16 protein-coding genes are annotated in these 13,602 nt (G+C 45.0%); 3 read left to right on the forward strand and 13 right to left on the reverse strand.

Annotated elements, in window-relative coordinates:
* Positions 1–3: 3 nt before the first annotated feature.
* The 9 genes from hisS to QTA56_RS16040 form a co-directional block, all read right to left on the reverse strand.
* Entirely contained in the window at positions 4–1,296 is a 1,293-nt protein-coding gene (gene hisS, locus QTA56_RS16000) for a histidine--tRNA ligase (protein WP_267981987.1), read from the reverse strand.
* Positions 1,297–1,303: 7 nt separating this feature from the next.
* Positions 1,304–2,419, reverse strand: a complete 1,116-nt coding sequence (gene ispG / locus QTA56_RS16005; protein WP_267981988.1) for a flavodoxin-dependent (E)-4-hydroxy-3-methylbut-2-enyl-diphosphate synthase — start codon at positions 2,417–2,419, stop codon at positions 1,304–1,306.
* Between the two features lie 22 nt (positions 2,420–2,441).
* Positions 2,442–3,233 carry a helix-turn-helix domain-containing protein gene (locus tag QTA56_RS16010; protein ID WP_267981989.1) on the reverse strand — a complete coding sequence of 264 codons (792 nt, stop codon included), beginning with the start codon at positions 3,231–3,233 and terminating at the stop codon, positions 2,442–2,444.
* Entirely contained in the window at positions 3,224–4,024 is an 801-nt protein-coding gene (gene pilW / locus QTA56_RS16015) for a type IV pilus biogenesis/stability protein PilW (RefSeq protein WP_267981990.1), read from the reverse strand. The genes QTA56_RS16010 and pilW overlap by 10 nt, the downstream gene beginning before the upstream one ends.
* Positions 4,025–4,041: 17 nt before the next feature.
* Entirely contained in the window at positions 4,042–5,277 is a 1,236-nt protein-coding gene (rlmN, locus tag QTA56_RS16020) for a dual-specificity RNA methyltransferase RlmN (RefSeq protein WP_267981991.1), read from the reverse strand.
* A gap of 122 nt (positions 5,278–5,399) precedes the next feature.
* Complete coding sequence (gene ndk / locus QTA56_RS16025; protein WP_267981992.1) at positions 5,400–5,831, reverse strand: nucleoside-diphosphate kinase; 432 nt, start codon at positions 5,829–5,831, stop codon at positions 5,400–5,402.
* A 112-nt stretch (positions 5,832–5,943) separates the two neighbouring features.
* A complete protein-coding gene (iscX, locus tag QTA56_RS16030) occupies positions 5,944–6,144 on the reverse strand; it encodes a Fe-S cluster assembly protein IscX (protein ID WP_005269171.1) in 201 nt (66 codons plus the stop codon).
* A gap of 105 nt (positions 6,145–6,249) precedes the next feature.
* Complete coding sequence (locus QTA56_RS16035) at positions 6,250–6,801, reverse strand: phosphatase PAP2 family protein (protein ID WP_267981993.1); 552 nt, start codon at positions 6,799–6,801, stop codon at positions 6,250–6,252.
* A gap of 27 nt (positions 6,802–6,828) precedes the next feature.
* Complete coding sequence (locus QTA56_RS16040; protein ID WP_267981994.1) at positions 6,829–8,115, reverse strand: glycosyltransferase family 4 protein; 1,287 nt, start codon at positions 8,113–8,115, stop codon at positions 6,829–6,831.
* A gap of 141 nt (positions 8,116–8,256) precedes the next feature.
* Here QTA56_RS16040 and QTA56_RS16045 point away from each other — a divergent pair, with 141 nt between their 5' ends.
* The gene (locus tag QTA56_RS16045; protein ID WP_267981995.1) at positions 8,257–9,162 is read left to right on the forward strand and encodes a hypothetical protein; all 906 of its coding nucleotides are present in this window, start codon (positions 8,257–8,259) and stop codon (positions 9,160–9,162) included.
* On the opposite strand, the gene QTA56_RS16050 is transcribed toward QTA56_RS16045, so the two are convergent.
* The 4 genes from QTA56_RS16050 to QTA56_RS16065 are packed head-to-tail and all read right to left on the reverse strand — an operon-like array spanning position 9,159 to position 12,488.
* On the reverse strand, positions 9,159–9,998 hold the full coding sequence (locus QTA56_RS16050) for a symmetrical bis(5'-nucleosyl)-tetraphosphatase (protein ID WP_267981996.1): 840 nt from the start codon (positions 9,996–9,998) through the stop codon (positions 9,159–9,161). The genes QTA56_RS16045 and QTA56_RS16050 overlap by 4 nt on opposite strands.
* Before the next feature lies 1 nt (position 9,999).
* On the reverse strand, positions 10,000–10,812 hold the full coding sequence (rsmA, locus tag QTA56_RS16055; RefSeq protein ID WP_267981997.1) for a 16S rRNA (adenine(1518)-N(6)/adenine(1519)-N(6))-dimethyltransferase RsmA: 813 nt from the start codon (positions 10,810–10,812) through the stop codon (positions 10,000–10,002).
* A gap of 32 nt (positions 10,813–10,844) precedes the next feature.
* Positions 10,845–11,819, reverse strand: a complete 975-nt coding sequence (pdxA, locus tag QTA56_RS16060; protein WP_411956111.1) for a 4-hydroxythreonine-4-phosphate dehydrogenase PdxA — start codon at positions 11,817–11,819, stop codon at positions 10,845–10,847.
* 36 nt (positions 11,820–11,855) lie between these two features.
* Positions 11,856–12,488, reverse strand: a complete 633-nt coding sequence (locus QTA56_RS16065; protein WP_267981998.1) for a hypothetical protein — start codon at positions 12,486–12,488, stop codon at positions 11,856–11,858.
* 261 nt (positions 12,489–12,749) lie between these two features.
* On the opposite strand from QTA56_RS16065, the gene rplM reads away from it, so the two are divergent.
* The gene (gene rplM / locus QTA56_RS16070; RefSeq protein ID WP_004675486.1) at positions 12,750–13,178 is read left to right on the forward strand and encodes a 50S ribosomal protein L13; all 429 of its coding nucleotides are present in this window, start codon (positions 12,750–12,752) and stop codon (positions 13,176–13,178) included.
* A gap of 12 nt (positions 13,179–13,190) precedes the next feature.
* Entirely contained in the window at positions 13,191–13,577 is a 387-nt protein-coding gene (gene rpsI / locus QTA56_RS16075) for a 30S ribosomal protein S9 (protein WP_004675485.1), read from the forward strand.
* The last annotated feature ends 25 nt before the right edge of the window (positions 13,578–13,602 follow it).

Here is a 13,602-nt window from a genome sequence, read left to right on the forward strand (position 1 = left end):
AATTTATTGTTTAAATTTTTCGATAAAAAATGGAGTCAGCTCAGTCAGGCTCACCTGTGACTGTTCAGCCGTGGCAAGCTCTTTCACCAAAAGCTGCTGTGATTCCCATTCACGTTCGCCCAGAATCACGGCATAGACCGCACCTGACTGGTCAGCCTTTTTCATCTGGCTTTTCATGCTGCCCTGAGAACCTGTTTTTAGGCGAATATTGCTGTTTGCAGCTTCCAGCTGGTCACGGATTTGCTCTGCCAACACCAATGCCTTTGCCTGATAGTCAGGCTCAGCCACAAGGAACACTTCACAGTCACGCACCACTTTCGCCTGCTCAACCTGCTCAAGCAACAGCAACAGGCGTTCCATCCCCATGGCAAAACCGACTGCTGGCACAGACTGATCAGCCTTGCCTTTGAGTTGCCCAACCAAGCCATCGTAACGGCCACCCGCACAAACCGTCCCCTGTGAACCCAACATGGTGGTGGTCCATTCAAAAACAGTCTTGTTGTAGTAGTCCAGACCACGAACCAATTTCTGGTTAATCACGAACTCCACGCCAGCATCAGTTAAATACTGCTGTAATTGCTGGAAGTGCTGGATTGAATCTTCTTTTAAGAAATCATGCAATTTGGGTGCATTTTCCAGAATCTTTTGGGTGGATTCGCTTTTAGAATCAAGGATACGCAATGGATTGGTGGTCAGGCGACGTTGCGAGTCTTCATCCAGCGCGTCTTTATGCTGGTTTAAAAACTCAACCAGTGCAGCACGATATTCTGCACGCTCATCGGTTTCACCCAAGGTATTTAATTCTAAACGGACATTGGCTGACATACCCATACGTTTCCATAAACGAGCAGTCATTAAAATGAGTTCAGCATCAATATCAGGTGTTGCCACACCAAAGGTTTCCACACCAAACTGGTGGAACTGGCGATAACGGCCCTTTTGTGGTTTTTCATAACGGAACATTGGACCAAGATACCAAACTCGTGGAGCCCCACCCCTGAGTAGGTTGCTTTCCAAAATCGCACGAACGCAACCTGCTGTTCCTTCAGGCCTCAAGGTAATAGATTCTGGTGGTATACCCTTATCTTCAAAAGTATACATTTCTTTTTCCACAATATCCGTCGCATCACCAATCGAGCGTTTAAATAGTTGTGTTTTTTCTAATAATGGCAATCTAATCTGTTGGTAACCATAGCTATCCATCAAAAAAGACAACTCCGACTCCAACTTACGCCAAGCATGGGTCTGATCAGGAAGAATATCTTTAAAACCAGTTAAAACTTTAATTGAACTCATGACCTACTCAAAAACTTGTGCGGATAATTTCTTTAGATTTTGCTTCTTCAAGCTCTTGAACACGTTGACGAACCATTGTTTCAATTTCATCAACCAACTGATTGGTGTCAATCAAATGACTCTTTTCACCATTACGGTAGACCAGCGAACGAGGTGATGCACCGACAATCCCGATATCAGCCTCTTTGGCCTCCCCAGGTCCATTGACCTTGCAGCCAATCACTGAAACATCCATTGGGGTACGAATGTCTTCCAGACGCTCTTCCAGCGCCTGCATCACCTGAATCACATTGAATTCCTGACGCGAACAGCTTGGACAGGCGATAAAATTGATTCCATTGGAACGTAGACCTAACGATTTCAAGATGTCGAAACCAATCTTAATTTCATCTTCAGGTTCGGCCGCCAATGAGATACGCATGGTATCACCAATGCCTTCCATCAACAGACCACCCAGTGCAATGGCCGATTTCACCGTACCTGTACGATAAATCCCCGCTTCAGTCACACCTAAATGCAGTGGATTATCAATCTGCTGGGACAGCAAACGGTAGGCATCCATGGTTAAAAATACATTTGATGCTTTCACACTGACCTTGAATTCATGAAAGTCTAAACGATCAAGAATGTCGATATGACGCATGGCAGACTCCAGCAGGGCCTGTCCTGTCGGCTCACCATATTTGACCTGTAGGTCTTTTTCCAGTGATCCCGCATTCACCCCAATACGGATTGAGATGCCATGATGTTTGGCCGCAGCCACCACTTCACGGACTTTCTGGTCTGAACCAATGTTTCCTGGGTTGATCCGTAGACAGTCCGCACCATAATCGGCAACCGCCAAGGCAATACGATGATCAAAGTGAATGTCCGCCACCAACGGTACGGAAACACGCTTACGGATGGCACCAAACGCCTCCGCCGCTTCCATTGAAGGCACAGAAACACGCATGATGTCGGCACCTGCATCGGCACAGCGCTGAATTTGCGCAACCGTTGCATCGACATCACAGGTTTCGGTATTGGTCATGCTTTGAACACTAATCGGGGCATCACCACCGACATACACCGACCCGACACGGATTTTACGTGTTGGACGGCGTTTAATTGGGTTCACAATCATCGTATAGCTCTACTCTTTGGCATTAACGAGACAAACGGAATTCTGCCCTGCCATTGACCGTATATGGAGACAGGGAAATCTGTTCCTGATTTAAGGTCAATGATACGGCGGTCGCGTCATCAAGACGAATCTGGAATGGTGACTCACCACTCAGGGTCAATGTCGATGCCTGACGACCTGTAGCCAATACTTTACCTGTTGCATCCACAATATGCACAGAGGTTGGTCGGCTAAAATTCAATACAAGCTGGTCACCCGTTGTTACAACACTATTCCCCATTGGGAGAATCTCAACATCCGAGTTGGTGATTTTAGGCACATCCGCCTCATCCTTATGGCTGGAGGTCCAGTTCTGCACTGCCATCACAGCCAACCATGCCAATAATGCCACCACAGCCAGAATTGCAATGCGCTTTAACCATTTACGGTTACGCACACTTTTCGACCCAGCCAGTTTACCCATCGTTTTGATCGGCGAGTTGCTCAGAGCATGATTCGCCTTGAGACCCGTGTCATTGACATAGATTTCATCAAAACGCTGGATGATGGCGCTGGCGTCCGCATTCAGCAGTTTCGCATAGGCACGGTAATAGCCTTTGATGAATGTGGCTTCAGGCAATGACTTGTAGTCATCCTGCTCCAATGCCGTCAGGGTTTTGACAGGCATGTTCAATACGTTTGCAATCTCTTCAAGTTCTTTCTTTTGTGCAATACGAATTTGACGCAAATACTCACCAGGTCGTTGAATATTTCCTAACGTTGACGAAAGTGAGTTTGAGCCAGTTGGCTGATGTGAATTTGGATTTATTTCCATACGGCCTCAGTACTGTACTGTAATTGCAAATAACGTTGATATTCTGGACTATCAGGAAACAAGGCACGCATTTGGTTGACCAACACCTGCATTCCCAACTGATCCGCATTGGCTCGAGCAATGCGTATACCAATCCAGAGTGCACGGGCACCCTGATTCTTCTGCCCCACATTACGAACATATTGTTCATAAAGCTGTGATGCATCTCTATTGTTCTGCTGCAAATAGAAAATTTCCGCCAACTCTAACATGGAGATGGTGGCATTTCGATTCGCCTGTAGCGCCTGTTTGAATGATTTTTCGGCATTCGCAACATCGCCCAGTTTTAAATAGATCCGCCCCAGATTCTCCAGCGACTGATAGCGCTGGTCATAGCCCAGGGTTGCACCCGCACGGGTAAATTGCTCAATGGCATCATTATAACGTTGCAGCTGGTACAAATATGTACCGTAATTATTACGGGCCTGTGCATTATTCGGCTCAGAGGAAATCGCACGCTTGAAATAGGCATCCGCTTTCTCCATATTGGGTTTACTGCCCTCTTGTTGCAGCAGGATGCCCATCATCATGTTGGCGTTTGCATCACGAGAATCGACTTTCAACGCCTGATCAAGAGAGCGTTTGGCTGAATCCAAGTCACCTGTACGGATATATTCTGCGGCGAGCTGGGTACGCACCTGTACCCCTTTTTCTGGGTCTTTCTTCAGTGTTGTTGATTGGCAGGCGCTTAGGCCCAATACAGTAAACACAACAGCTGTCGCTATAATCGTTTTTGGTCGAGTTGTATTCAACGCTTTACCCTCAAGTTTTATCCTTGTGTGCGCAAAATTTCTTGTTGCTGCGCCACTTTCTTTTTCCACTGTTCGGCACGACGGGTACGGTCAGCCACCTGCCCCACCAATTGACCACAGGCAGCATCAATATCATCGCCACGTGTCTGACGAATCGTACACACAAAACCCGCATCAGACAAAGTTTTTTGGAATGCAATAATACGGTTTCGGCTTGAACGCCCATAAGGCGCATGCGGGAATGGATTAAATGGAATCAGGTTGATTTTACTTGGCAGGTTTTTCAATAGTTTTAATAACTGCTGTGCATGTTCAGGCTGGTCATTGACCCCATCCAGCATCACATACTCAATGGTGACATGACGGCGGGCACTTTCGTTGCCATCCTTTGCCAGATAACGCTGGCATGCAGCGATCAATTGTTGTAATGGGTATTTTTTATTAATCGGCACCAGTTCATTACGTAGCTCATCATTTGGCGCATGTAGTGAAATCGCCAGTGCCACATCTATATCCTGTGCCAACTGGTCAATCTTGGGAACCACACCTGATGTTGACAAGGTCACACGGCGCTTCGACATGCCATAGGCAAAATCATCCAGCATCAACTGCATGGAGCTCAGGACAGCATCATAGTTGAGCAATGGCTCGCCCATGCCCATCATCACCACATTGGTCACGGTACGTTCACGCTCAGCAACAGGCACATCCTCCATATAGGAATAGTTTGCCATCCAGAGCTGACCGATAATTTCAGCAGGCGTCAGGTCACGCTGGAAACCTTGCTTGCCCGTAGAGCAGAATGAACAATCCAGCGCACAACCAACTTGCGAAGAAATACACAGAGTCTTGCGTGCACCTGTTTTATCTTCAGCAGGAATCAGCACGGTTTCAACCAGGGAACCCTCGCCATCACCAACACGGAACACCCACTTACGTGTACCGTCTTTGGAATAGTTGCGGTGCACCACTTCAGGCGCCTTGATCTCACAAATCTTTTCCAGTTTTTCACGCAGCTTACCTGAGATATTGCTCATCTCAGCGAAATCGGTTACGAAATACTGGTGAATCCATTTCATTACCTGACCAGCACGAAACTTTTTTTCGCCCAGGTCTTCAAAGAATTTTTCCAGTTCAGGACGAGACATACCCAATAGGTTCACTTTTGCAGCAGCAGCTTGAACCACAGGCGTAGAAACAGACTGTTGTTTTTCATCCATATTTTCTGATGAAACTACGGCTACAGAACTCATGTGAATTTACCTAAAAGATGTCAACGCTAGAAAAGGCTGTGCATTATTTACACAAACTGATCTATAAGAAAATAAAAAACCAGATAAGCAGTATACCACTTATCTGGCCTGAATGCTTTGGATTAACGAGTGCGTGGGCAGATCTCGTTGTCAGCAAAGAAGTAAGCGATTTCACGCTCAGCAGAAGCAACTGAGTCAGAACCGTGAGCTGCGTTTTCGTCGATGCTTACAGCGAAGTCAGCACGGATTGTGCCAGCAGCCGCTTCTTTAGGGTTTGTAGCACCCAAGATTTCACGGTGAGCAAGAACTGCGTTTTCGCCTTCAAGAACTGAAACAACCACTGGACCAGAAGTCATGAATGCAACGAGGTCAGCAAAGAAACCACGTTCTTTGTGCTCAGCATAGAAACCTTCAGCATCTGCCTGAGAAAGGTGTTTCATTTTAGTTGCAACAATTTTTAGGCCATTTTTTTCAAAACGGGCAAAAATGTCACCGATGTGGTTTTTTGCAACTGCATCTGGTTTTACGATTGATAAAGTACGTTCAACTGCCATGATTGGCTCCCTAATCCAGGTCTAAACATTAAAAAAATTTGCCGCATTATACCGATGTCAGCACCAATAATCAGCTTGAATCTGTAAAAGTTCGCTAATTTCTGATGAATTTTTATCGAACTTCATCCAACCATGCCATTTGGATGGCTTCCAGCAAGCCCTCTGTTGACTTGTTTGGGTCATCACTAAAGTCAGGCAAGGCACAGACCCATGCGTGTAAATCGGTAAAACGAATCCATTGTGGATCAACCTCTGGATGCGCTTCGGTGAGTTCAATCGCAATATCAATCGTATCTGTCCAACGTAAGCCCATATGACAACCTGAATGTAATGAATGTGATTCAGCCTACTTTAGCAAATCAGCAGATTTAAGGGATAGTGCTGTTTCGGTAAATTCACCCGAAATTTACTGTTATATCTATAAAAGAATATTAAAGCTTGGTGCCAGCAGGATAATTGCACTTGCAACCGATGCCCCAATGATCGCCCCCACAATCACATCACTTGGATAATGTAGTCCAAGAATCATTCGTGACAATGCAACCAGAATCGTAAATGGCAACATCAACAATAATAAGATGGGTTGAATATAGCCCAAGGTCATCGTAACCATCACCGCATGCAGGGTATGGCCTGATGGAAAACTAAAATGGTCTAGTGGCCGTTCACCTAAAACGATGACTTGATGGACCTGGTAAGGTCTTGGACGTGTGGTTTTGTGTTTGAGGAATTTATAAATTAAGGTGCCTGCTGAACCTGCCACAATCAGGTACAGAATTTGTAGGCCGTATGCCAACCCCTGCATGGCCCATACAGACAGCAGCATCACATACCAAAAAGGTCCATCTCCCAAACGACTGATGGTTTTAAAAAACAGTGCAACTGCTTGCGTCTGGGAGAGATGATTGAGATATACACAGCCTTTTAAATCGAGATCGAGCATTTTTATTTTTGCATTTTGAAATTTCATACTTTTTCTCCTCTTGTTGAGAATACTTTAGGTAGAGGTCATGGGAGACTCCTTCACCACCTGATAAAGTGCTTGTTCAAGTTGCTGTACAGGAAACTGCCAACTGCTGTGCTGCACACTTTCACTGGCCAGCAGGCCCATTTGCCGCAATTGCAGAAGCGCAGGTAAACGGCAAATGGACTGAATCAATTCGGCTGTATGCCCCAAAGGACTCAACCATCCTGTTATATTATGTTTGACGTGCTGGTGTGCGCAGACGTAGTCATAGGCAATCACGGGCAAACCACTGGCGATTGCCTCCAGCACCACGTTGCCAAAGGTATCGGCCTGACTGGCAAAGGTAAACACATCTGCACTTGCGTAGGCTGTTGCCAACTCATGCCCGCTGAGACTCCCCATAAAGATCACGTCTTTGGATGTGGTCATCTTGCTGAGTCGGACACGGTCAGGCCCATCCCCCACAATCACAAACTTGATATTTACACCCTGCTGGGCCTGCAAGGCATGAAAGCTTTTAATCAGCACATCAACTTCTTTTTCGGGTGATAAGCGCCCGACATACAGCATCACACGGGTATCAGCATCAACACCCCATTGTTGGCGGAGTTGCTGGGAACGATGTTTTGGAGAGAACCGTGCTGTATCGACACCACGACCAACCACAACCAATGGACAGGTCACGCCAAAACCACGCAGTGCCTGTTCGGTATGCTGGCTCGGCACACAGGTCACATCGGTACTGTTATGAAACCAGGTTAAGTAACGCTGGATAGGCTTGACCAGAAAGGCTAGGTCAAAGAAGCGGCTAAAATCCTGAAAAGGTGAATGGAAACCACTGGAAACCGCAATCTTCTTTGCCTTGGCTGCCTGTAATGCAGTGAGTCCTAAAGGTCCTTCAGTCACAATATGCACCACATCGGGTGAGAATTTTTCAAAGGCCTTGGTGACTTTCAGATATTGTGGCCAGCCAAATTGCAGGCTTGGATATTTTGGAATCGGCTGGGACAGCACCCGACATTCCTGTTCAGGATGGAATTCCGCACAGGTTTCTTTCTGCACTGGACGAACCAGCAGGATTTTATGCCCAAGACGTTGCAAGCCCTGACATAACTGCATCATGGATAAAGCCACACCATTGATTTCTGGTGGCCACGTTTCAGTTACAATTGCAATCCTGAGACGTGGACGAACCAAATCCCGCAGCTCGGCTCGTTCATAAGAATAATCGTTTTGCTGCTTCCTCTTAAAATAGAATTTAAAATTTTCAGGAAACTGATCTTGCTTTAATAGAGATGTCGCGTATGTACTCTGCATATCGCCATCCATTTGTGTCGTTATTTTCATGCGTTTAGCTTATAAATATTTTTTGACACTTTAATGATCAGTGTGTGACAGTTTCATGAATCGAATGATATGATTCAACACATTCATATAAAATAAAAAGATTTTAAAATCATGCAAATACTTAAAGCCAAACACAGAACTGAATTTAGCGAATATTTGCGTTTTACCATTCCCAATAAAATGAAAGCAATTGGGGTTTATGTGATTTTCTTATTAGGTTATGGCTTATTATTCACCTTACTCATTTATATTATGGATTGGGTAAAAGGTCATCCTTATCAATTTCATTTTGCTTATCTCATTGTTGGTTGGATCTGTGCTTTGGCATTTACTGCACCAAGCAATAGCTTTCAAGACCATCGGCTCCCTTTTTTTGCTGAAAAATACATTATTGACCAAGATTTACGTCAGGATCTAACCCAACTGAATTATATCAAAGCCAACGCCACTATTATTGAGGTGCAGATTCAACCGAAACGTTTATTTAGAACACAATTCCATACGCTTCGTTTGCAATTAGAGGATTCAGAAGAAATCATTTGCGATCAATATATACATTTAAACCTACTATTCCCCTCTATTTTTTTGTTAGGAAATGCACATTTTTTAAAGGCAGCAACCACATGGATTGGACAACAAGTCGAAGTCTGTTATTTACCACAGTCCAAACGCATTTTTCGACTACAAGCCAAACAAAGTTATGAAAACTTCCAACTGCTTTCCGAAGCTTTTTCTGAACGTTTCTCACTACAACAACTTAAAAATCAAAGTTTGCCAACAGTACCCTCTGCTTTAGCACAAAATTTTATTCATATTTGCCGAGTTGATACCGTTCGTCATGACCATCAAAATTATGAATTGCAGATGATCACTAACCATCAAACTTATATTGTTCCATCTTCAGCACAAGGTTTTAATATATTGGAAAAAATGTTATGCCGAATTGATCAGAAAAAATATCGGGAGTTTAAGCAAAACCCCCAACTGCAATCACTATTGCTTTATCCCAAAAATTAAGCAAGTGGATTATCCACAGCAAAAATTTTCTGATCCTCTAAACGCAAGGCAACCAGTTGCTGCCCCCAGACACAGCCACCATCGACATTTTGAATTTGAGAGCTAATGGTTTTACCCTGCAAGGCCGCCCAATGTCCAAAAATAATTTGATGAGTTTGTGCAGCCTGACTATCAAACTCAAACCACGGCTGAAAGCCTGTTGGCATCGGTGCATCCAGTGCATCCTTGAATTCAAACTCCAGCCTACCCTCTGCATTGGTTAAGCGCATACGGGTTAAATAATTGGTAATACAGCGCAAGCGAGCCTGCCCAGTCAAATCATCGGACCAAAGATCAGGTTGCTCACCATACATTTCTGCAAGGAAAGCATCCAATACCGTAAGATCGTCATGCCCAACCACCTGTTGCACTTCGCTTGCCAACTGCACAGTTTGTTCTGCCGACCAAATACAAGGCACACCCGCATGGGTAATCAAGGTGTGATCATTCGGACATAAACTTAGAGGCTGTTTACGCAACCAATCAACCAGTTCATCACCATCAATGGCGTCAATAATCTCTTGTGTACGGTCTTTGTCCTTGATTTTTTTCAAGCCACGCGCGCAGGCGATCAGGGTTAAATCATGGTTGCCTAAAACGGTTGCAGCAGCGCCTCGGTCAGCCAGCTTTTTAACAAAGCGCAAGGCACCCACCGAGTTTTCGCCACGCGCAACCAAATCACCTGCAAACCATAAAAAGTCCTGATCTGGGTCAAAGCGAATTTCTTTTAATAACGCTTTTAAAGCTTCAAAGCAGCCCTGCACATCACCAATGACATAATTGTAGCGCTTGGACATTTTAAGACACCATTTGATCGGACAATGCCACAAAATCAGCCAGACTCAATGTTTCTGGACGTGCCATCGGGTCCACACCTGCTTTTTCAAAACCCTCTTCAACCAACATGCCTTTTAAGCTGTTACGCAAGGTTTTACGGCGCTGGGTAAATACATGACTGACCAAACGTGCCAAAGCTTTTTCATTTTTTGCAATAATTGGCTTAATCTCATAAGGTTCTAAACGGAATACCGCAGAAGTCACTTTCGGTGGTGGATTAAATGAGCCTGGCGGTACTTCAAACAAAAAGGTTGGTTTACAGAAATACTGGATCATCACCGATAAACGCCCGTACTCTTTGGTATTTGGCACAGCGGTAATACGATCAACCACTTCTTTCTGCAACATGAAATGCATGTCTTTGACTTTGTCACCAAACTCTAACAGATGGAACAAGAGTGGGGTTGAAATGTTATAGGGCAGATTTCCTACGACACGTAGTGGACGGCCTGCCTGAAACAACTGGGTGAAATCATATTTTAAGGCATCTGCCTCAACAATGGTCAAACGTTCAGGATGTGGCACGCGAGCAGGCAAGCCTGCTGCCAGATCACGGTCCAGTTCAACCACTGTGAGCGCATCGCACTCACCAATCAGGGGCGATGTCAGTGCAGCCAAACCTGGGCCGATTTCAACAATATTATCGCCCGCACGTGGATTCACTGAGCGTACAATTTTGGCAATCACACGCTGGTCATGCAAAAAGTTCTGACCAAAACGTTTTCGAGCCTGATGCCCTTCATCTTTAGGGTTTAGGGCATTAATTTGATACATAATAATTCCAACGTGAATAATTTATCCGCCAATCACTGACGGGCTAAATCAAGTGCTAAATCAACCGCAACATGCAAACTCGACGATTTTGCCTGTCCAGTGCCTGCAAGAGAAAGTGCCGTACCATGATCGACAGAGGTTCGAATAAATGGCAGGCCTAATGTAATGTTTACCGCTTCACCAAAGCCCTGTGATTTTAACACAGGTAAGCCCTGATCGTGATACATCGCCAGAACCGCATCTGCATCTTTCAGGTTTTCAGGAGTAAATAGGGTATCAGCAGGCAAACTTAAACTCATATCAATACCTTGCGCCCGATAGGTTTCCAGCACGGGATTGATGACATCAATTTCTTCCCGCCCCAGATAACCATCCTCACCTGCATGTGGATTTAGACCACAGACCAAAATACGGGGTTTGGCTATTTTAAATTTTGTTTTTAAATCATGAATCAGGATGTCAATCACCTGATGCAGGCGTTGTTTGGTAATCGCATTAGGTACATCACGTAAGGGTAAATGTGTTGTCGCCAGAGCAACCCGTAATGTTTTAGTGGCCAGCATCATCACCACACGATCAACATCCGCAAACTCCTGATAATATTCTGTGTGCCCACTAAAGGTAATGCCTGCATCATTGATCACGGATTTTTGCACAGGTGCCGTTGCAACACCCACGCTACGTCCAGACATCGCATACTCGGCTGAACGTCGTAACTGCTCAATCACATAAGCCGCATTGGCGGGATTTAATTGTCCTAGTTCAACAGGTTCAACTAAAGGGATATGCTCCACAAAAAGCTGTCCTGACATACTTGACTGCTCCTGTCCCTGATATGCAACCAGTTCAACAGGATTGCCCAGTTGTTTTGCCCGCTGCCGCAACATCTGCATATCCGCCAAAACCACCACTGGGCACTCATCCACTCGCCCAGCCAAACTTAAACAGATATCAGGACCAATCCCTGCGGGTTCACCTGACGTGACATATAAAGGAAGCATAATCATCTGAGTTCCCAAGCTGTATCACGTTCAGTATGGCGATTATTTCTCAGGATTACCACTTGATGTTCTAGGTAGATTTTCAGGAACCAGATTTGATGGAACGGCATCCACCGTACGTGTCCACGGATTAACCTTGATTTGTACTTTTTTCTCTGCTGGTACAGTCGCCGCCACTGGTTCTTCTTTCACTTTTTCTACAGTTGCAACAACTGTACTCGCTGGTCTTTCTGCAATTGCAGTCGTTCCCTGTTTTTCAGGGCTAGTTGACTGATGTTGTGTAATAACCGCTTCTTTTTTCTCTACAGATGGCTGGGTTGCCACCACGCCACTTGCTGGGCGCGTATACGGCTCAACAATCGCTCCCTGTTTATAAACCGTTTGCGAGTTGGGGTTGGTTGCCACAGGTGAACTGGCTGGATTGACCATATCCACAGGAATTTCGATCGGCTTCATTTCAGCAGTTACCGCCATGGCTGGGTCAACATGATCATTACCACGGCTTTCCAGAACCTCCAGCTTACGTTCTGTCCCCTCTTTAGGCTTAAATTCTGAATAATTGGTCACGCTGCTCTGGTCTACCCACTTATACAGTCGCCGTGCGTTTGCTTGTGTAGAGCAAACACCGATTAACAGGCTGACTACAGCAATTTTTGCAGCAAACGACAGTTTCATGGAGGGTTCCTAAGAGAGCTAGATACTTCTATTTATTTCAATTAATTGATGTAAAAATGATAGGGCAAATCCCATACCCTCACAAGGCAAATAATGTAGCCTAAAATTCGCGACGCTATAGTTACAAAATCAGTCACTTTACAGCAAAATATGGCATCCTCATCGAATTGTTCTTGTACACTTTTTCAAATTCATATAGAATTCGGTCTCCTTTTGTTTGGGCGATTCCTTGCCCAAACCAACTATAATAGGTAGTGGTTAATGAAAACTCTCAGCGCTAAGCCAGCTGAAGTTCAACACGACTGGTACGTTGTTGATGCTTCTGGCAAAACTTTAGGTCGTCTTGCGACTGAAATCGCTCGTCGTTTACGCGGTAAACACAAAACTTCTTATACCCCTCACGTTGACACTGGCGACTACATCGTAGTGATCAATGCTGAACAAGTTCAGGTGACTGGTAACAAATCACTTGATAAGAAATACTATCGCCACACTGGTTTCCCTGGTGGTATTCGTGAAACTAATTTTGAAAAATTAGTTGCGCACAAACCAGAAGAAATCTTCCAACGTGCTGTAAAAGGTATGTTGCCAAAAGGTCCTCTTGGTTACGCGATGATCAAGAAGATGAAAGTGTACGCTGGTAGCGAGCATCCTCATACTGCTCAACAGCCACAAGTTTTGGACATCTAAGGGATACAGCACATGGCTACTAATTATGGTACAGGTCGCCGTAAGACCGCAACTGCACGTGTTTTCTTATCAGCTGGTACAGGCAAACTCGTAATCAACAATCGTACTTTAGAGCAATATTTCGGTCGTGAAACTGCTCGTATGGTTGTGCGTCAGCCTTTAGAGCTTTTAGAAGCAACTGAAAAATATGACCTTTACATCACTGTTAAAGGTGGTGGTATCGGTGGTCAAGCTGGCGCAATCCGTCACGGTATTACCCGTGCGTTGATCGCTGCTGACGAAACTTTAAAACCTGCTCTTCGTCAAGCTGGTTTCGTTACTCGTGATGCTCGTGAAGTTGAACGTAAGAAACTTGGTTTACGTAAAGCACGTAAACGTCCTCAATTCTCTAAACGTTAATCGTTTTACGAATTGGACAAAAAAC

Source organism: Acinetobacter thutiue (genome assembly GCF_030385805.1).
Taxonomy (GTDB): Bacteria; Pseudomonadota; Gammaproteobacteria; order Pseudomonadales; family Moraxellaceae; genus Acinetobacter; species Acinetobacter corruptisaponis.

Coding starts and splice junctions, on each gene's coding strand:
- rlmN (WP_267981991.1), bottom strand. CDS start 5,277: ATGAGTTCTGTAGCCGTAGTTTCATCAGAAAATATGGATGAAAAACAA.
- iscX (WP_005269171.1), bottom strand. CDS start 6,144: ATGGGCTTACGTTGGACAGATACGATTGATATTGCGATTGAACTCACC.
- QTA56_RS16065 (WP_267981998.1), bottom strand. CDS start 12,488: ATGAAACTGTCGTTTGCTGCAAAAATTGCTGTAGTCAGCCTGTTAATC.
- rpsI (WP_004675485.1), top strand. CDS start 13,191: ATGGCTACTAATTATGGTACAGGTCGCCGTAAGACCGCAACTGCACGT.
- ispG (WP_267981988.1), bottom strand. CDS start 2,419: ATGATTGTGAACCCAATTAAACGCCGTCCAACACGTAAAATCCGTGTC.
- ndk (WP_267981992.1), bottom strand. CDS start 5,831: ATGGCAGTTGAACGTACTTTATCAATCGTAAAACCAGATGCAGTTGCA.
- pdxA (WP_411956111.1), bottom strand. CDS start 11,819: ATGATTATGCTTCCTTTATATGTCACGTCAGGTGAACCCGCAGGGATT.
- rsmA (WP_267981997.1), bottom strand. CDS start 10,812: ATGTATCAAATTAATGCCCTAAACCCTAAAGATGAAGGGCATCAGGCT.
- QTA56_RS16050 (WP_267981996.1), bottom strand. CDS start 9,998: ATGTCCAAGCGCTACAATTATGTCATTGGTGATGTGCAGGGCTGCTTT.
- QTA56_RS16040 (WP_267981994.1), bottom strand. CDS start 8,115: ATGCAGAGTACATACGCGACATCTCTATTAAAGCAAGATCAGTTTCCT.
- QTA56_RS16010 (WP_267981989.1), bottom strand. CDS start 3,233: ATGGAAATAAATCCAAATTCACATCAGCCAACTGGCTCAAACTCACTT.
- hisS (WP_267981987.1), bottom strand. CDS start 1,296: ATGAGTTCAATTAAAGTTTTAACTGGTTTTAAAGATATTCTTCCTGAT.
- rplM (WP_004675486.1), top strand. CDS start 12,750: ATGAAAACTCTCAGCGCTAAGCCAGCTGAAGTTCAACACGACTGGTAC.
- QTA56_RS16045 (WP_267981995.1), top strand. CDS start 8,257: ATGCAAATACTTAAAGCCAAACACAGAACTGAATTTAGCGAATATTTG.
- QTA56_RS16035 (WP_267981993.1), bottom strand. CDS start 6,801: ATGAAATTTCAAAATGCAAAAATAAAAATGCTCGATCTCGATTTAAAA.